This window comes from Mesorhizobium sp. WSM4842 (assembly GCF_055901575.1).
On record NZ_CM148372.1, the window covers coordinates 6,647,935 to 6,666,801 of the forward strand.

The following is an 18,867-nucleotide window of genomic DNA, read 5'->3' on the forward strand; positions in this document are numbered from 1 at the left end:
GCCCTTTGCCGTCGGCCCGACGGTCCACTCTTGTCAACCCGACATACACCCAAGGTCAATGTGACTTGGGGTTGTCCGAGCTGTCGGATATGCGACGTTAATGTCGGTCATCCGACACAGCCGGTCCGATCGATCGCCTTGATCTAAAGGGATTTTCCTTTGGCGCGCATATTGCATCGTTCATCTGGACAGGGGTCAACGGACTGACGACAGCCATGCAGAGAATGTCGATAGCCAGCGCTTTGTGCCGGGCCCAATTCCGGCCATTCCAGGTGCAGAAAAAGGAAGGGAGTGTAATTGCAAGCGTCATGGGGCTTTGAACATTCCATCATTGTGGACATGGAAATACCCTGCTGGCTCGGAGTCCACTCTTCAGTCTAGTTCACCCGGCCAGTTCCTGGATATCCGCGTAGGGCGCACGGGTCATGGTGACTGCCGTCTCGGCCGCACCCGCGTGCTGACTCCTTCGAGCAACGCTCAACGCTGCTGCACACCGGCGATGAAAAGCCAGACTCCAACAATGCGTCTACCGAAAACCGAAAGAGGTGAACAGATATGTTCAAGATCGGCGCTTTGACGCTCGCGTTATCAATTCAAGGTGCATCGGGATCGGCAACCGCTCGGGCGCGGGCCAACGGTTCGAACGGTGCACATCCACCGCTAGCGCCGAGCGATTTGGAGCGGGCACTGACGATCAACGATCGCTATCGCGGGCTCACCGTGAATGTCCCCGAGGGGCCGTTCTGGCTGACTGGAGCCAACGCGTTCGTATACCGCCGGACTACCCATGGCGAGCAGCAGTTCATGCGGGTCGATGCTGACACGGGTTTGAAACGGGCCGCCTTCGATCAGGCCCGTCTGGCGGCGGCGCTAAATGAAGCGAGCCATAAGAGCTATCAGGCCGGCGATCTTCCCTTCGAGCGTTTCGAATTGACCGAGGATGGTCGCAGGCTCGACTTCCTGATTGAGCAGGTCCGGTGGAGCTGCGACGTTGCAAGCTATGCCTGCACCAGCGCAAAATTGACCGCCCCGGACTTTCAGCTCAGCCACCACTACACGCCACCGGCTGAGAATAACCCCGACCAGAGGAGCGTCTCGCCCGACGGCAAATGGATCGTCTATATAAAGAACTACAATGTTTTCCTGCGCAGCAAGGACGGATTGCAGGATGTTGCGCTGAGCCGGGATGGATCCGAGGGCAATTACTACGTCTTTTCGACGCTGAGCTGGTCGCCGGACTCGCGCCACCTCGCGTCTTACCGTGTTCGCCCCGGCTTCAAGCGGGAGCTCCACTACCTCGATTCGTCGACGGACCAGTTGCAGCGCGAATATTCGACAATGGTCTATCCCAAGCCGGGCGATGTCCTTCCGCTGCCCCAGCCGGTCCTGTTCGACATTGCCGGCCGCCGCCAGATCGTGATCGACAACGCCCTGTTCTCCAACCCGTTCGAACTTTCCGCTCTCCAATGGTGGGCGGACGGTCGCGGCTTTACTTTCGAATATAACCAGCGCGGCCATCAGCTCTATCGGCTGGTCGAGGTAGACGCCGCCACGGGCCGTGCGCGCTCGATCATCGACGAGACCAGCAAGACATTTGTTGATTACCAGCGTCTGGTGATGGATCAGGAGGGTACCGGGAAAATCTTTCGTTACGACGTCAACGACGGGAAGGAGATCATCTGGGCATCCGAGCGCGACGGGCACGAGCACCTGTATCTGTTCGACGGCCAGACGGGCGCGCTCAAGCACCAGATCACCAGCGGTGAGTGGGTCGTGCGGGGGGTCAACCATGTCGATCCGGTCAAGCGCCAGATCTGGTTCGAGGCGAGCGGGATGCACCCGGGGGAGGACCCATATTTCGTCCATGCGTACCGCATCGGCTTCGACGGTGAGGGGCTGACTGAGCTCACGCCCGAGCCGGCCAACCACCATGTCGAGTTCTCTCCCGACGGCCGCTACTATGTCGATCTCTGGTCACGCATCGATCTGCCGCCCCGCATGATGCTCTACCGCGCCAGCGACGATGTCAAACTCATGCAGGTGGAGACCGCCGACATGTCCGAGCTCGTCGCCGCCGGCTGGCAGCCGCCACTCAGCTTCCACGCCAAGGGGCGCGACGGCAAGACTGATATCTGGGGCGTGATCCACCTGCCCGCCAATTTCGATCCGAAGAAGAAGTACCCGGTGGTGGAGAATATCTATGCCGGGCCCCAGGGCTCCTCCGTCCCGAAATCCTTCTCAACGCGGACAGAGCCGCTCACGCAGCTGGGCTTCGTCGTTGTGCAGATCGATGGCATGGGTACCAACAACCGCTCGCGTGCCTTTCATGACGTTGCCTGGAAAAATCTGAAGGACGCAGGCTTTCCCGATCGCATTCTATGGCACAAGGCGGCCGCCGCGAGGTATCCGTGGTACGATATCTCCAATGTCGGCATTTTCGGCGGGTCCGCAGGCGGCCAGAACGCGGTGGGCGCGCTGCTCTTCCATCCCGAATTCTATAAGGTCGCGGTCGCCAACAGCGGCTGCTACGACAACCGGTTATACCAGATCTGGTGGAGCGAACAGTGGATGGGGTGGCCAGTCGGCATTGAATATTCCCAATCCTCCGCCATCGACAATGCTTACAGGCTGCGGGGCAAGCTGATGCTGGTCGTCGGCGAAATGGACCGCAATGTCGACCCGTCCTCCTCGCTGCAGCTTGCCGACCGACTCATCAAGGCGGGAAAAGATTTCGCCATGGTCTATGTGCCTGGTGCCGATCACGGCCCGCCAGGCATCTACACTGAGCGCAAACTCCTGGACTTCTTCGTTCGCAACATTCTCGATCAGACCCCACCCGACTGGAACGCTAAACGAACCGAGCTGCAAAAGAGCAAATCGTCACGATGATGGCTTCGGCAGCTTCTGCCTATAGCAATCCTCGCCCCCTTTTGTTGGCTGTGATCGAGGCGGCGAGCGAGCGGAGAACCGCTCGGACGAGGGCCTGTGCCGATTCCTGCGCAACCGGTCTTCGCAAGACGGAAACAGGAACGATTCCGACGCTCGACGGCCGCAAAGCGGGAATTGAGGACATGGCGCTCGGCCTCTGCCGCCTCTTCGATGAAGGTACGCTTCTGTCTTGCCTGCTTCGTTTTGCCTCCGCTCTTCAATCCCGCGCCTTTCCCCGGAAGATCCCATGGGCGGTGGAGGCAGCGCTCGATCCCGATCTCGCGTGCCTGCCCCCGTGAGTGGGGTGGGCGGCAGAACGCGACTGGCTTGGCCCGCTGAACGAGGCAGGCCGCACCCGAAGGGCCGGAACGGAGTGGAGGATGTGAGCGGAGCGAACATTGCGGCCTGCCGCAGCGGGCCTAGAAAGGAGCGTCGCCCACCCCGCGAGCGGGGGCAGGCAACAACCAAAACCACATCGCGAAGCGATGACCGCAGCTGCGATCAACTCGCTTTGGCCGGCGTATTGCTCATGAACAACTTGGAGGGATAGAACACATGAAAGCTGAAAGCGTGACTGAGATTGAAACCGATGCGGTCCATACGACACTCGGCGCTATCTTCATGTCCCTGGAACTCAGTCGCTCGAGCTGGTTGGTGACAAGCTTGTTGCCGTGCAACGGAGAGAAGATGTCAAAGCGCGTCGTCAAGGCAGGCGATACGGCCGGATTGTTCGACCTTATCCGCCAGTTGAAGGCGACGGTTCGGCGCAGAACGGGCCGTGACGTGCCGGTGATCGCAATCCAGGAGGCTGGCCTGGACGGCTTCTGGATACATCGGATCCTTGAGCGTGACGGTATCGAAAGCCATGTGGTTGATGCAGCATCCATTGCCACGTCACGCAGGAAGCGCCGGGCGAAGACGGACAAGCTGGATGGCGAGACCCTTCTTCGCGCCCTGCTTGCCTACAAGCGCGGCGAGCCGCGGGTATGCGCCATGGTCGTTCCGCCATCGCCCGAGCAAGAGGACCGAAAGCGCAACAGCCGTGAACGACGCGCTCTCATCGCAGAGCGGATCAAGATCGTGAACCGGGTCAAGGGGCTCTTGTTCTCGCAGGGCATCGTGGGATTTGAGCCGCTGAAGCGGGACCGCCGCACTCGACTGGAAGAACTCAGGACCGGAGACGGTCGTGAACTACCGTCGAATCTCAAAGCGGAGATTGTCCGTGCACTGGACCGGATCGAGCTCGTGCTTCGGCAAATCAAGGACGTGGAGGCAGCGCGTGACGAAGTGGCTCGCGATGAATGCGACCCATCAAAAGTCGCCAATGGAATGTCGATGCTCAAGCAACTGCGCGGCGTGGGAGCGGACTTTGCCGAGGTGCTTTGGTCCGAGGGTCTATATCGCGAATTTGCGAATCGAAGGCAGCTTGCCTCCTATGCCGGTCTGACGCCGACACCGTGGCAAAGCGGATCGATCAGCCGGGAACAGGGCGTATCGAAAGCGGGCAATCCGAGGCTGAGGACCGTGATGGTGCAATTGTCGTGGTTCTGGCTTTTGCATCAACCTCGATCGGCTTTAGCACAATGGTTCCAGGAGCGGGTCGCGCTCGACGGTGGCAGGCGCCGGAAGCCGGCCATTATTGCGCTCGCGAGAAAACTTCTGATCGCGCTATGGAAGTATGTTCATCATGGTGCTGTCATTGAGGGCGCTGTCATGAAGCCGGCATGATCAACGTACTCTTTTCCATCCGCCGGGATTGATCGCTCCCGGCTGATCCTGGGCGAACGAACCTCCCACCCCACTTGGCCTAAAATGCCGTCCGGAAGATTGGTCGCGTTCCCCTGAGCCTTACCGACGAAAGCGGGATGTTGGTGCAGCTGCCACAGCGCAGCGACCGTATGTGAGTTTGGACCGGTGTTGTCACCGCACCAAGACGACAGGCTCGGACCTGGGATCACAACGCATCGAGGTAGATATGCGAAGACAGCCTTGACGACAAAGTCCCCATGTGAGCGGGGGTGGGCGGCGAGTTGCGACCGCAAGGGCCGCCGTCCAGGCTGACCGCATCCGAAGGACCGGAACGAAGAGAGGGACCCGAAGCCAGAGCGAAGGGTTGCGGGATGCCGCGGCGGCCTAGAAGGGCGTGCCGCCTACCCCGCGCCGCCGGGAAAGGCCAACAGACAAACCGCGTCGGCCGACAGGCCGGCGACCATCAGCAGCCGAAAGGCTGCCCGCGCCAGGGGGCGAAGCCGGATGGCCGAGACCGCCTGAGCCTGCCGAAGAAAAAGCGGGCTCGGTTCACGAGCACCCGGCTTGCGCCGTCAGGCGCGAGGGCGCCGTCAAGCTTAGGCCAAATTGGGTTCTTCCGCATATTTGGTGCAGGGACTACTTTTTTCGGGTGTTCCTTTGTCCGGTTGGTCAAGCGGCTGCCAGAAGTCGGCTCCGGAGGAGTGGATAGGCGGCGCGCCCGTACATCTGGCGCTTGATCGTCTTGAGGCGGTTGATCTGGCCTTCGACCGGGCTCGTACTCCAGGGCTGGGTGATTGCCGCCCGGGCAGCCTCAATGTCACGGCTGAGACCTGCTGCGAAGCGAAGCCAGTTCGCTGTTCATGGCATCCCCGATCCATTGAGCGAAGGCCTGCATCGTCGTCGCCACGTATCATCGCGGCAAAGCGGCGGGCCAGGTCAGCCGCGATTGAAAGTTCCGGAGCATGTTCATGCAGATGGTGGAGGAACCGCTCGGTCTGCTCAGCCGACGTCGCGTGCTTCACGCTCGATCACATCGAATGAATCGGGCCATTTCCTCGCTGCCGTGAATGTTCGGTGCGACGCGCTCTCAGTCGGCGGTGAACAACACCCGTTGCTACCGATCGTCCGATAAAAGTTGAACGCGGGTTCTGAGTGCGGCTCGACGTTGTTCTGGAAGCCGACGATTGAAGGCTATCAGCTCACAGCTGTCGCGATGGGCCTATTCGATGGCCCATCGGTTTGCATCTCTCCTAATACCATTGTCGGGGACAAGGGCGACTGCTGCGAGATCAGAGACGGTCTACCGCGGAACGACAGCTCGGCGAAAGAACGTCGTTCCTATCGCGCCCACCGATTTCTGCGCCGTCCGGACATCGGTTTGGGGCCGGTCGGGTTCATTCAATCAGAACGAGGTCTTGATGCCGACCATCACCGTCGCCGCGGCAAAATCGCCGCCGCTCATGTCGTCTTCGCCGCCAGTCTCTGCGCCGGTCGGAATGTCATAGGTGTTGTAGTCGCCGCGAGCGGTGAACACCTTTTCGTAGGAGCCGGAGACGAAGAAGCTGGTCCGCTCGTTATACTGATAGCCGACGCTGCCGCCGACCATCAGAACCGGCGCCGATTTGAAATCATCCTCGAAGCGCTCGTCACCCGTCCAGTGATGATCGGTATCGCCGGCCGAGAACGTCATCCCGCCCCTCAGCGCAAAGCCGAAGTTCCAGTGATCCTTGACATAGGTCGTATCGATGCCGGCAAAGGCGACCGGCAAGTTCTGCTGGTAGCTGGCGACCTTTGTGCCTCCTGGCCAGTCGCCAACCGAATCCCGGAAGCCGGCATCGCTGTGGACATAGGAGCCGCCATAGGCAGTCCACTTGACCGAGGTGTACTTGAAGCCACCGTTGACGTTAATCAGCAGCTGATTGCTGACCTGGAAGTCATGGCCGATCGCGACGGTTGCCGAATAGAAGTGATCCAGATCGGTGTCGGAATGGCGCGAACGGTCGCTCCAGTCGTTCCAGCCATCTTTGGTCGAGAATGGCGGGATCCAGTCGTTCCAGCCATCATTGGTCGGGATCCAGTCATAGTCTTCCATGTAGCTGTCGCCGCTGAAGGCGATCTGGCCGGAAAGCTTGGCGGTCCAGCCGGCCTCGCTGCGCGCCGTCATCTCGGCTGAAATGACCGGAGCGGTGCCTTCCCAGATAAGGTGGCTCAGCTTCGAGCCGCTGCCGGGAGCCTGATAGACTAGCTCGTTGGCCTCGATGTCGATGACGCCGACGCCGCCAACGAAAGAGAAATTGGGATTGTAGCGCGCCGGTTCGCTCGCCGCCGCGGCGCTGGCCATCGCCGGCCAGGCAGCGAGCAACGCTGCCGCTCCACCAAAGACTTTCGCATACAATTTCATGAAACTACCCTCATAGGAATGATCCGCCATTTGGCTATACGCAGCCTAACCGGGTGCACGTCACGTGCGGTCGTCTATGCGGCGCCCCTGTAGGTTGACAAAATTGCCGCCCTCGGCTCTGTTCCTCAACACTCAAGGAAACGCCGTTAGCTTGACCCGATTGACAGCGGTTTTTGCCGATGCGTTCCGGGCGGCCGGCGTGACGGGAACCTTGCATTATCTGAGGCACACATTTGCGATGACGATGCGGTACGATTGCAGCGGCAGGCAGCGACCACGCCGGACCTCAATCCGCTGAGATCGTGCAGGTTGCTTTGAGCCAGTCCACAGCAGACACTCTGAGTCTAGTTTATCCGACAGAGCCGAGGGCCGACTTCCTCGAACCCGTTTCCGCAAATAGAAATCGAGCGTGCGCTTCCATTTTGGTTGCCCGGGCGCTCCAACCTCAAGTCGCGTCCAACCACGAGCACGGCTTTCCTGTGAGGCGACCTCAAGCAGATGAGGGGCAATCCCTTTGGAGCGCATGTCGGGTCGAATTTACAGCTCCGAAATGTAGCCAAACTTGCCTCCTGCACAGATCGCCGTGCATGCCGACCGGCTCGTCATCTGCACTTGCGATCACAGCGACCACGCCAGCGTCGGCAAGCACCGTCTCCGCGCTTTGTCTGACGACGTCGGGCGTGGGCGCTTTCCCGCCTGAGAGTTCATCGAGTAGCGCGTGAATGAAACGGGCGACCGTCTCTGCGTCCGTTGCGTTGGCGCTGCGAGTAGATATGGAAGGCATATTCTCTCCTGCTAGTGGTCAAAATCCCGATTCATGCTGCCATCCGCGCAGGTCCGACTCACTTTTAGATGTAATGTCTGGCTAATGAACAGCATTTTTTCATTAAATATATGGTAAAAAACTGCAAAACATATATTACAAGCATGCAGGATTCCGGATGACTTGAGGTTAATTGCGCAGAAAGGGGGACCTTCTTACAGAAAAGCAACCGTGTTACTTCGTAACCGCAGGGTGAAGCGGCCTTGCCGAGGTAAGATGAAGTTGCAAGTCTGGAAAGAGCCTGGGACAAAAGATACAGCCTGAAATGCCCGTGCTGCCAGAACGCTCGGACTATCAATACAGTCGAGCAAAGAGGACACTTGATGCATAACCTAAGCGATGCACCCGCTAGACCGGTTCCGCGCCTTCCCGGCCGCCTCAAGTACCCGACCGCGCAACTGGATGGTGACGAGCGGCAGCAAGCACCTGTTCGGCGGCTGAATACGGCGCGGATTGCCACGCCTTTTCAGACGGGAAAGTCGAGGTACGCGCCATTCATCAGTGCGCGGCGACGCGAAACGGCGCGGCGGATGCGATCGCGCAGGTGATCGCGAGGATCGTTTCAGTCGGAGTGGACGCGCCATTGGCCGATCAGCGTGAGGGGAGCCCGCTGGCGCATGGCAAAGGCTCGTTCAAAAAGGGCCTTCTTGCTAGCGCGGCACAGTTGGCCGCGCAAGCTCGCGCCTTGGCTGCGACATCATGCTGGATTCCCGCCGCTCTTTTTGCTAAGCGAGATATCTCGTTTGCTAGCGAGATAGCATGAACAATCGACTCCCACCTGCCTGGTCAAAGCACATCAAGCCCGGACCCGCGCCGAAAGCGAAGGTGCCGATAGTAAAGCCAGTGAACCTGCAGAAAGGCAACGCCCAATCGCGTGCACAGGCCGACGACGCGCTGCTGAAACAGGCATATGCCTTTCAGCAGGCCAAGCGGCTCGACGAGGCTCAGGACCTATGCCTTCGGGTTCTGGAGCGCACGCCAAACCATCCGCTCGCCTTGTACATCCTGGGGACCTTCTATCTGGGTTACGACGATGAGAGGGCCTTGCGATATTTCGCACGGGCGGTCGGCGAGGAACCTAAAAACCCCTACTACCACCTCAGCCTTGGCGAGGCCTATGTGAAGGTCAGCGAGTATGCGCCAGCAATCAGGCATATGCAGTATGCCCTGGAACTGCAGCCCGGCCTTATCGAAGCACTTTGTGCATTGGGGCGCACTTACACGGCGTTTGACAAACCCGACATGGCTCTACCGCTTTACGAGAAGGCGCTGAAAATCAACCGCGATCATCCCAAGGTGCGAGCCGGGCTGGCCGGCGCGCTCAGCGGCCTGGGGCGTATGGATGAAGCCGCCGTCTATCTGAAAGAAGCGATCGATCGCCGTATTGGGGTGCCGGCTGCCTACAACGACCTTGTACAGACGCGAAAGTTCACCGAGGAGCCCGAGGAGCTCCAATCCATCCTTCGCGAACTCGGTAATCCGAAACTTGGTTCGGAAGCCGCGCAGCAACTCCATCACGCCGCCGGCAAGGTGCTGAACGACCTCAAGCGCTATGATGAGGCATTCGACCACTTCAACAGGGCGAAACAGGCCTCAGGCCACAAGTTCGATATCGACTTGTATCGTCGGTGGATCGATTCGATGATTGAGACCTTCACGCCGGACTTTTTGGCTGCCCGGGCCGGCTATGGAAATCCTTCCGAAATGCCTGTGTTCGTGGTTGGCATGCCCCGCTCGGGAACGACGCTCACCGAGCAGATCTGCGCCAGCCATCCCGATGTTCATGGTGCAGGGGAGCTTAGCAAACTAAGGCGGGTCGCGAATGCGATCGGTCTCAAGACATCATCGGCTGGAGATTTGCACCAGCCAATCACGTCGATCACGGAAGACCTGTCCAGAACCTTGGCCGAAGAGCATCTGTCCTACTTGCGGGAGCGGGCGCCTGCCGCACTTCGCGTCGTGGATAAGACGCCGCACAATTTCGAACTGATCGGCCTTATCGGGCTTCTCTTCCCCAACGCACGCATCATTCATTGCCGTCGTGACGCCATCGACAATTGCGTCTCTTGCTTTGTCCTCAACTTCAGCGAGGCACACAGCTACAATACCGACTTGCAGACACTCGGGCTGTATTATCGCGAGTATGACCGCCTGATGCAGCATTGGAACGAGGTTTTTCCGGGCCTTATCTTCGAAAATCGCTACGAAACGCTGGTCGAGGACCAGGAAGCGCAATCACGCCGCCTGATAGATTATCTCGGGCTGCCCTGGGATGATGCCTGCCTGCGCTTTTTCGACAGGGATGGTTCGGTCAACACGCCCAGTCGCTGGCAGGTTCGTCAACCGATTTACAAATCGTCCGTCAAGCGCTGGAAGAACTATGAAAACGAAATTCAGCCGCTGATACAGTCGCTGGGCGATCTTGCAGACATTTGACTTGAGGTCGGCGGTCCGCATTGTGTGGACCGCGGGGGGTGGCAAGCGCATAGATTCGCGGGCCGATTTCTAGCGTGCGACCGGCACCGGTCAGCATCCCTCCCATCGTCATTTCCAGGGTCTGCGCTCCGCTTTCGCGTCGCTCCGCCCTGAGACGAGGAAGGCATGGTGGCTGATGCCCATTCGCCGGCGTTGGGAAATTGAAGGCCGATCCAGCAAAGAACGGCCATGGCTGGCATTGCCGGCGTCATGCATCACGCAACGCGACAGCCACGCCGATACAAAAAAAACCGGCGGTTGCCCGCCGGGTTCGATTTCAGTCAAACGCTACTGATTAGAACGAGCGCTGGAAGCGGAGGAGGCCGCCGAAGTTGTCGTCGTCATCGGCACCGGTCCAGTTGCTGACGGTCTCATCACCAAGATGGAAGTAGCTGGCTTCGGCCGTGATCGTCAGGCCGGGGACGATATCGTAGGCGATGTTCGCCACGACGCCGAGATTCTCACCTTCGTCATACGAGATCTGGGTGTTGAACGAGGTCTTCTCGTTGACGGTGTAGGTGCCACCGCCCCAGACTGCCCAATTGCCGCTCCACAGCTTGTACATGCCGCGGCCGCTGGCGGGGATTGCGAAGCCGCCATCCGTGTAGTTGTCGTCGGTGCCGTAGCCGGCCATGATGAACAGCGACAGGTTCTCCATCGGGGTGACGTCGAGGCGAACCTTGCCGGCCACTTCTTCATAGTTGCTGTCATAGGCAATGACGCCGGTGATCGCGCCCCAGCCCTGCGTCCACTTCACACCGCCGACGACATGCGGGACGTAGCTGTCGATCGTGAAGTCGCCGTAACCTTGTTCGAGCGAAACCACGGCGGAGAAGCCGTTGCCGGCGTCGAAATAGTACTGGACGACGTTGGTGTCGAAGCCACCGTAGGGAACCAGCGTATCGTTCAAGACGTTGCCGGCGTAGCCGCTGAACGTATCGAAGGCGGAGTCGTCCTTACCGACGCGCAGTCCACCGAGTTGGATCCAGGCGTAGGGTAGCGAAACGCCCGTGTTGCCGGCTTCGTTGAGGGCCGGAAATGTGTCGCCTTGGGTGTTGCGGAAGTTGAAGCGGGTCTCGGTGTACGTCTTCAAGGTGCCGAGCTCGGTTTCCTGGCCGGTCCAGGTCTTCAGCGTGAAGCGAGCACGCTTCCAGTAGGTATCCTGCTCGTCGCCGTCCTCGACGTCGACGGTCCCCGCACCGGTGAATGTGCCGATGTCGCCGACGCCGATGTCGTAGCGGACATAGCCGCCGATGCGCAGGCAGGTCTCGGTGCCGGGGATGTAGAAGTAGCCAGCGCCGTAGACGTCGCAGATCTTGACGTATTCAGCGGGTTCCGGCTCGGCAACGACGACGGCGTCGGCGGCGCGCGCACCGGAAACTGCGACCAGTGCCGCAGCGGAGCCGAGAAGAAGGCTCTTGATGTTCATTTTGATCTCCTTGAATGATTTGAAAAGGGCGAGGACGTCGATGGACGAACCGCTCCCTTGTCCCCACGATCGAAAAAGATGCGCATCACGAAGCATCCTTCCCGGCTCGAACGCTATTCACCGGACGGAATAGTGCAAGTTCAAACTCTGCTTCCGACCAAACCTTGCAGTATCAGTTGTATTTTTATCACAAAATTCTCAGTATTACTTGCACAAATTGAACAACTATACATTTATACATACCGCACAATTGGTACATTGACTATTTGCGTACGCATCAAATCTGCACGAAAAACCACCGACGCCTGACCAACGTCAGACATCTCCAATCAGAGAAATGGCCTGGGCGGCCGACGCAACGACTTCTGTGTTCGTACCTTCCCTGAGCAATTCGATAGGAACGCGGCCTTTGAGAAGAGGCGAGGGACTGATCAGCCACAGCCAAGCCAATCTGGGATCGGACATCGAGGAGAGCACCTGCCGGATTCCGGGCATGGGCCTGCCGTCGATGAACTGAGCCAGGGGAAATACATGCTTGCGGGAGCCTCTTCGAAAGGCAACCACATCATTGTGCTGCTGCCACCAATGCAGCGTTGACCGCGGTATCCCAAAACGTCTCTCGAGATGCGTCGAGCCAGCAACTGGACCGGCCCACTCTGCAATGCGCGAGCCTTCTCTCGGATAATCTTTCAGTACCGAATGCCCGAGCGGATGATCGGCTGGCCGGGGTCGCGAAGCGATCTCACACGCCTGAGCGTTCAGCCGTCGCGCTGCTTCGGCCTCCAGCCTGCCAAGCAATTCAGCGGCCACGGCAGTCAAATCGGCGGAAGCAGGCGCAACAGCTGCCCTGCCAACCTGCCTCGCCTCATCACATTGGGCGAGAATGCGCTGCACCTCCCTCAGGACAAAGCTTGAAAGCTCGCTCTGGCGCTTTTCATCCGCAAGATCACTCGACCCGGACATATGTGGCTTTCCCAATAGCATTCCCTCAGCAAGCCGCTGAAAGAGCGTTGAAGACCTGAAGCTTGAGGACGGCGACATATTGCGTCTTCCTATGCTCGCAACCTAGCAGCCGTCTTGCGGTTTCAACTTATGACTCTCAATAAAAAAAGGGGAGAACGTCGATGAACGACTGTCTTTGCCCCCCACAATCATGGGCGTTTGTCCCCGCCAGCTGCAAGTATGCGCGACGTGGTGTTCAGTTCGCCAATATAATATTCCGGACGATACCATCGCGTTTGCAGATGGCCGCGTCCCATAGACAACTGCCGCTGCTACGCGGGCAAGCCGATCTGGGGGTGTCCAGGGTCCCCAATCTGCGATACGTGCGTGAAATCGCCGAGAGAGTTTTGAAACGTGCAGCCCGTTGCCGGGCGCCGTCGCCTGCGGCGACGGGCTTAAATTGATGATGGGTTTCGACCCCAAGACCGAGACGATTACTGCCGCAACGTTCCAGACCTTCGGCCGCGGCTCGGCCATAACCGCTTCCTCGACGTTTATCGAATTCATCGTCGGCAAGACCATCGATGAAGCCCTTCAGATCACCGATCAGGACATGGCGGATTTTCTCGGCGCCCTGCCCCACACGACATACTCATCGCTCGACCGGCTCATCCTGGAGCGCGGCTTGCGGCTGATGAGCGAGTTCTTCCGTGCTGTGAGGCAGGCTTTCGAGGAGACACCAGGATTCTCACGCCTCGTCCTCGTCAAGGCATCATCGCCATGAGCGACGTGATAGCGGCGTTTCTCGTGGTGATAGGCTCGAGGAACCAGAGACCCTTCCCCGCAGCCTCCACCCGCTGAAACTTGATTCTGCGTGGAGTTCGGGCGAGTGGGTTTTCGGCATCGGGCCCCCACGGTGGCACGAGCTGCAAAACGTGCAGTGGGACATTTCCCACCTATTGCCGCGTCTCGTAAGCCAGGCGAGATGCTCCCTTGCTCACTCGAAGGCCGCTTAAGCAATGTCATATGCGGCTCTGCGGATTCTGCGACACCGATTACGTTGGGGTAGATGGCCCCGGTGGCGGACATTTTGCCACCGCACGGGAGCTTGCGTTGGCGGTCGAACAAGCCTGGCGCGGGTCGGGAACTGGGCAGCGTCTTGTCGTGCTCACCGAGGCAGTTAACTGCCCACTGCGGTTTCCCAACGGCCTTCGGAAAAACTTGGCGCAGCGCTGTCACGGCAGGGGGGCGCAACGCGAGCTGTCACGCGTCAGCCATTGCGAAAGGTGTAGCCATAACCATTGATGGCCGGGGCGCCGCCGAGATGCGCGTAGAGGATCCTCGAGCCCTCTGGAAAGAAGCCTTTTTGGACGAGGTCGATCATCCCTTGCATCGATTTGCCCTCATAGAGGGGATCGGTAATCATACCCTCAAGCCGCGCACACAGGCGGATCGCCTCCTTGGTTTCCTCGGATGGAATACCATAACGCGGGTACGCGTAGTCCTCGAGCAACACCATGTCATCCTCGGCAAGTTCCGTTCCGAGCTCGACGAGCATCGCTGTATGTTGGGCAATGCTAAGCACCTGAGCCTTGGTCTTTGCGGGAGTGGCAGAGGCATCGATACCGATCACGGTGCGCTGTCGACCGTCCTCGGCGAACCCGACGAGCATGCCGGCATGCGTTGAACCCGTGACCGTGCAAACGACAATATAGTCGAAGCAAACCCAAGCTGTTTCTCCTGGGCGCGCACCTCGTCGGCGAACCCGACATAGCCGAGGCCGCCGTTCGGGTGAACAGACGCCCCGGCGGGTATCGCATAGGGCCTGCCGCCCCTTGCCTTGACCTCATAGAGCGCTTTTTCCCAACTGTGCCGGATGCCGATGTCAAAGCCATCGTCGACCAGACGCACCTCCGCTCCCATGATGCGGCTCAAGAGAATGTTGCCGACGCGGTCGTAGACGACATCCTCATGCGGAACCCAGCTCTCCTGAACCAGGAGACATTTCATGCCGATCTTGGCGGCAACGGCGGCGACCATGCGCGTGTGGTTGGACTGCACGCCACCGACGGTTACGAGGGGATCGGCATCTGACGCGATCGCGTCGGGGATGATGTATTCGAGCTTGCGCAGCTTGTTTCCGCCGAACGCGAGACCGGAGTTGCAGTCCTCGCGCTTGGCGTAGATTTCGACCTTTCCCCCCAGATGCTTGCCGAGCCGGTCGAGCTTCTCAATGGGTGTGGGTCCAAAGGTGAGCGGGTAACGTTCGAATTTTTCCAGCATATTCTCTCCGGCGATGATCATTCAGCTGAAATAGCCACGCAAAACTCGTTCCATAAGCGCTGCTTGGATTGGTCGGCCGCGCTCTCCGACGTCCCATCAGAGCCCTGGGGACTTCCAGCGCTTTCCTTGCGATTGAGACGAAGCGATCCACATGTCGGCATGCTGCGATGAGGCGACCATCGCCTAGGAAACCAAAGACGACACGCGGTCGGCATCTGCGCTATTGCCAGCTTTGCGAGCGCAGCCAGACCGCCAGACCAGAGAGAGCACGCTTGCGAAATAGGCCAGCTGAAAAAGCAGTGAAGAAGCCAGCATGATCACGATTGCTCTGCCGATGGAATGGGAGGAACGTAAACCGTCACAGCGTTGGCGCACAGGACCAGCGACAGGACGCAACAAAAGATTCTAAAAGAACGCCGTTCTCCTGGTCTTGTCCCCAGCTCATGCAGCAAGCTTGTTGGCCGCTGTGGGTCTGGCAGTTCTTCGGGCAGACGCGGCCGCAGGCGCGCAACGGCCGGCCTGGATCGACGACCATGACCATGCGGTTGAGCTCGCCGTCGAAGTCGTCGTCCTCGCCCGCGCAGATGCCGAGGATTTCGCCTGCGTCATCGACGCCATGAAGGTGCATGACCTCGCGCGCGCAGACCTTGAAGCAGCGGCCGCAGCCGATGCAGGTCGCGCCATCGATCGCCGTCAGATAGTGCGGCGTCCATGGTAAGCCGTCGCGGGTGACAAAAGCGCCCGTCATTGTGAATTCTCCAACGCCGCGAGTTCTTCCTTTGCCGCATTCAACTCGGCAAAAAGCTCGAAGGCTTTCCTGGCGACTGCCTTGATCTCGGTCCAGTTGACCGGCAGGTCCTCTGCAAGGTCGTGCAATTCCCTCTTGGCGGCTCCCGCGGCGCCACTGCAGGTTGCGGACCTTCTTCTGCAGCAGCTCAAGGTCTGACATGATTCTCTTCCTCGCAAGCCGGCTTTTCTTACGCCCGCGCCATGTCGGGACGCGCTTCGATAGCCGCGACCGCACCGCCGGCGTGCCGGCCTCGTCGAAGCCGAACCGGTGGACGTCGCGCAGGGTCTTCGACAGAACGTGAACAGCTCGCGCCCGAAGCCCCCACGGCTCATCTCTGCTCGCCATCGGCACGCGGCGGCGTACCGCCGCGAGAGGTCTATTTTGCCCGCGCGTTCCAGTTCTGCCGCCATCGGCGTGCGCACGTAGCCCGGGGCTACCGCCGTCACGCGGATGTCGCGGGAAGCCACTCGCGTGCAAGCGACTTCGTCAACGAGATCAAGCCCGCTTTCGAGGCTGCGTAGGCGTTGCGTTTGGGATTGCCGACCACGCCGGCCACCGAAGCGAGGCTGACGATGACACCACCCGGCTGAATCCGCCGCGCCGCCTCGAGGGCCATGACGAACGGTCCAATCAGGTTTACCGCCAGCCCGCGTCGGAAGCCGGCAGTCGCGGCCATGGTGGGTTCCACCCCAGCATTATTGATGAGGACGCCGATGTGCGCGAACTGCGCTTCGACCCGGCCGTAAAGCGCGAGGATAGCTTCTTTCGCGAGACATCGCATTCGAGGCCGAGATGTGGATGGCCGAGCCATGGGCCAGTTCACCACGCCGCTGCCCGGAAGGTCCACGGCAACAACAGTTGCGCCATCCCCGGCAAAAAGATCGATCAGGGCACCGCCGATCCCCGCTCGCGGCGCCTGTGATGATGACGACGCGACCCGCCTGCTTCATGAAAACTGCTCCGCGACGAGCCGCGATGATCCCGGCCTGCCAACGGTCAGAGGCAGAATGATCGCCGGGGTAAAACAGCACGTATTTCTTCACGGACAACGTCGCCGCCGAGCTTAGCCTCGGCACCACCTATGCCAACACCACAGGCCAAGGCTCGATCGGCGGGCTGGGGAATATCGGCAAGGTTTGGCTGCTGCCGCCTGCTTGGCGCCAGGGAAGCATTCCTCGACAGCCAGGGCCGCCCTCGCCCTGCCCCATGCACACACGTTACGGTGTCGGGCTCCAGCTCGGCAATGATACGGCCTGTGATCTCCTGGTAGAGCCTGACACCCGAGCGCCCGCCCCTCACCTGTGTCTCCGCTAGCGGTTCGCTTCTGTCTGCATCGTTCTTCGCTCGCCAATCGCGGCTTTCCCCGGAAGATCCCATGGGCGGTGGAGGCAGCGCTCGATCCCGATCTCGCGTGCCTGCCCCCGTGAGTGGGGTGGGCGGCAGAACGCGACTGGCTTGGCCCGCTGAACGAGGCAGGCCGCACCCGAAGGGCCGGAACGGAGTGGAGGATGTGAGCGGAGCGAACATTGCGGCCTGCCGCAGCGGGCCTAGAAAGGAGCGTCGCCCACCCCGCGAGCGGGGGCAGGCAACAACCAAAACCACATCGCGAAGCGATGACCGCAGCTGCGATCAACTCGCTTTGGCCGGCGTATTGCTCATGAACAACTTGGAGGGATAGAACACATGAAAGCTGAAAGCGTGACTGAGATTGAAACCGATGCGGTCCATACGACACTCGGCGCTATCTTCCTGTCCCTGGAACTCAGTCGCTCGAGCTGGTTGGTGACAAGCTTGTTGCCGTGCAACGGAGAGAAGATGTCAAAGCGCGTCGTCAAGGCAGGCGATACGGCCGGATTGTTCGACCTTATCCGCCAGTTGAAGGCGACGGTTCAGCGCAGAACGGGCCGTGACGTGCCGGTGATCGCAATCCAGGAGGCTGGCCTGGACGGCTTCTGGATACATCGGATCCTTGAGCGTGACGGTATCGAAAGCCATGTGGTTGATGCAGCATCCATTGCCACGTCACGCAGGAAGCGCCGGGCGAAGACGGACAAGCTGAATGGCGAGACCCTTCTTCGCGCCCTGCTTGCCTACAAGCGCGGCGAGCCGCGGGTATGCGCCATGGTCGTTCCGCCATCGCCCGAGCAAGAGGACCGAAAGCGCAACAGCCGTGAACGACGCGCTCTCATCGCAGAGCGGATCAAGATCGTGAACCGGGTCAAGGGGCTCTTGTTCTCGCAGGGCATCGTGGGATTTGAGCCGCTGAAGCGGGACCGCCGCACTCGACTGGAAGAACTCAGGACCGGAGACGGTCGTGAACTACCGTCGAATCTCAAAGCGGAGATTGTCCGTGCACTGGACCGGATCGAGCTCGTGCTTCGGCAAATCAAGGACGTGGAGGCAGCGCGTGACGAAGTGGCTCGCGATGAATGCGACCCATCAAAAGTCGCCAATGGAATGTCGATGCTCAAGCAACTGCGCGGCGTGGGAGCGGACTTTGCCGAGGTGCTTTGGTCCGAGGGTCTATATCGCGAATTTGCGAATCGAAGGCAGCTTGCCTCCTATGCCGGTCTGACGCCGACACCGTGGCAAAGCGGATCGATCAGCCGGGAACAGGGCGTATCGAAAGCGGGCAATCCGAGGCTGAGGACCGTGATGGTGCAATTGTCGTGGTTCTGGCTTTTGCATCAACCTCGATCGGCTTTAGCACAATGGTTCCAGGAGCGGGTCGCGCTCGACGGTGGCAGGCGCCGGAAGCCGGCCATTATTGCGCTCGCGAGAAAACTTCTGATCGCGCTATGGAAGTATGTTCATCATGGTGCTGTCATTGAGGGCGCTGTCATGAAGCCGGCATGATCAACGTACTCTTTTCCATCCGCCGGGATTGATCGCTCCCGGCTGATCCTGGGCGAACGAACCTCCCACCCCACTTGGCCTAAAATGCCGTCCGGAAGATTGGTCGCGTTCCCCTGAGCCTTACCGACGAAAGCGGGATGTTGGTGCAGCTGCCACAGCGCAGCGACCGTATGTGAGTTTGGACCGGTGTT

At 59.8% G+C, this 18,867-nt stretch carries 11 protein-coding genes and 4 pseudogenes; 7 read left to right on the forward strand and 8 right to left on the reverse strand.

Going from position 1 to position 18,867, the window contains the following annotated elements; translation table 11 throughout:
- Positions 1-555 precede the first annotated feature (555 nt).
- From AC0NIE_RS32160 to AC0NIE_RS32170, 3 genes are all read left to right on the forward strand, one after another.
- Positions 556-2,889 carry a S9 family peptidase gene (locus tag AC0NIE_RS32160; RefSeq protein WP_474045145.1) on the forward strand — a complete coding sequence of 778 codons (2,334 nt, stop codon included), beginning with the start codon at positions 556-558 and terminating at the stop codon, positions 2,887-2,889.
- Positions 2,886-3,227 carry a hypothetical protein gene (locus AC0NIE_RS32165; RefSeq protein ID WP_474045147.1) on the forward strand — a complete coding sequence of 114 codons (342 nt, stop codon included), beginning with the start codon at positions 2,886-2,888 and terminating at the stop codon, positions 3,225-3,227. The genes AC0NIE_RS32160 and AC0NIE_RS32165 overlap by 4 nt, the downstream gene beginning before the upstream one ends.
- A gap of 256 nt (positions 3,228-3,483) precedes the next feature.
- Complete coding sequence (locus AC0NIE_RS32170; protein WP_474045149.1) at positions 3,484-4,656, forward strand: IS110 family RNA-guided transposase; 1,173 nt, start codon at positions 3,484-3,486, stop codon at positions 4,654-4,656.
- Between the two features lie 1,423 nt (positions 4,657-6,079).
- Here the strand turns inward: AC0NIE_RS32170 and AC0NIE_RS32175 are convergent.
- Positions 6,080-7,078 carry an omptin family outer membrane protease gene (locus tag AC0NIE_RS32175; RefSeq protein WP_473490017.1) on the reverse strand — a complete coding sequence of 333 codons (999 nt, stop codon included), beginning with the start codon at positions 7,076-7,078 and terminating at the stop codon, positions 6,080-6,082.
- Between the two features lie 1,582 nt (positions 7,079-8,660).
- Between AC0NIE_RS32175 and AC0NIE_RS32180 the strand changes: the two genes are divergently transcribed.
- The gene (locus AC0NIE_RS32180) at positions 8,661-10,337 is read left to right on the forward strand and encodes a tetratricopeptide repeat-containing sulfotransferase family protein (RefSeq protein ID WP_474045151.1); all 1,677 of its coding nucleotides are present in this window, start codon (positions 8,661-8,663) and stop codon (positions 10,335-10,337) included.
- 334 nt (positions 10,338-10,671) lie between these two features.
- Here the strand turns inward: AC0NIE_RS32180 and AC0NIE_RS32185 are convergent, their stop codons facing one another.
- Together AC0NIE_RS32185 and AC0NIE_RS32190 are read right to left on the reverse strand one after the other, a co-directional pair.
- Positions 10,672-11,805, reverse strand: coding sequence for a porin (locus tag AC0NIE_RS32185; RefSeq protein ID WP_473489988.1), 1,134 nt, complete (start codon positions 11,803-11,805; stop codon positions 10,672-10,674).
- Positions 11,806-12,120: 315 nt separating this feature from the next.
- The gene (locus AC0NIE_RS32190) at positions 12,121-12,846 is read right to left on the reverse strand and encodes an antitoxin Xre/MbcA/ParS-like domain-containing protein (RefSeq protein ID WP_473613781.1); all 726 of its coding nucleotides are present in this window, start codon (positions 12,844-12,846) and stop codon (positions 12,121-12,123) included.
- Between the two features lie 325 nt (positions 12,847-13,171).
- Here AC0NIE_RS32190 and AC0NIE_RS32195 point away from each other — a divergent pair, with 325 nt between their 5' ends.
- Positions 13,172-13,531, forward strand: coding sequence for an iron-sulfur cluster assembly scaffold protein (locus AC0NIE_RS32195; protein WP_473489990.1), 360 nt, complete (start codon positions 13,172-13,174; stop codon positions 13,529-13,531).
- Positions 13,532-14,017: 486 nt separating this feature from the next.
- Here the strand turns inward: AC0NIE_RS32195 and AC0NIE_RS32200 are convergent.
- From AC0NIE_RS32200 to AC0NIE_RS32220, 5 genes and pseudogenes are all read right to left on the reverse strand, one after another.
- Positions 14,018-15,030: pseudogene (locus AC0NIE_RS32200) on the reverse strand (1-aminocyclopropane-1-carboxylate deaminase).
- A 183-nt stretch (positions 15,031-15,213) separates the two neighbouring features.
- A complete protein-coding gene (locus tag AC0NIE_RS32205) occupies positions 15,214-15,345 on the reverse strand; it encodes a hypothetical protein (protein WP_473489991.1) in 132 nt (43 codons plus the stop codon).
- Positions 15,346-15,471: 126 nt separating this feature from the next.
- Positions 15,472-15,778: pseudogene (gene fdxB, locus AC0NIE_RS32210) on the reverse strand (ferredoxin III, nif-specific).
- Positions 15,775-15,979: pseudogene (locus tag AC0NIE_RS32215) on the reverse strand (CCE_0567 family metalloprotein). Before AC0NIE_RS32215 ends, fdxB begins: the two co-directional pseudogenes overlap by 4 nt.
- 283 nt (positions 15,980-16,262) lie before the next feature.
- A complete protein-coding gene (locus tag AC0NIE_RS32220; protein WP_473489992.1) occupies positions 16,263-16,721 on the reverse strand; it encodes an SDR family NAD(P)-dependent oxidoreductase in 459 nt (152 codons plus the stop codon).
- A 128-nt stretch (positions 16,722-16,849) separates the two neighbouring features.
- On the opposite strand from AC0NIE_RS32220, the pseudogene AC0NIE_RS32225 reads away from it, so the two are divergent.
- Both AC0NIE_RS32225 and AC0NIE_RS32230 read left to right on the forward strand, forming a co-directional pair.
- Positions 16,850-16,972, forward strand: a pseudogene (locus tag AC0NIE_RS32225) (OmpW family outer membrane protein); the annotation flags it as partial.
- A gap of 531 nt (positions 16,973-17,503) precedes the next feature.
- Positions 17,504-18,676, forward strand: coding sequence for an IS110 family RNA-guided transposase (locus tag AC0NIE_RS32230; RefSeq protein WP_474045154.1), 1,173 nt, complete (start codon positions 17,504-17,506; stop codon positions 18,674-18,676).
- The last annotated feature ends 191 nt before the right edge of the window (positions 18,677-18,867 follow it).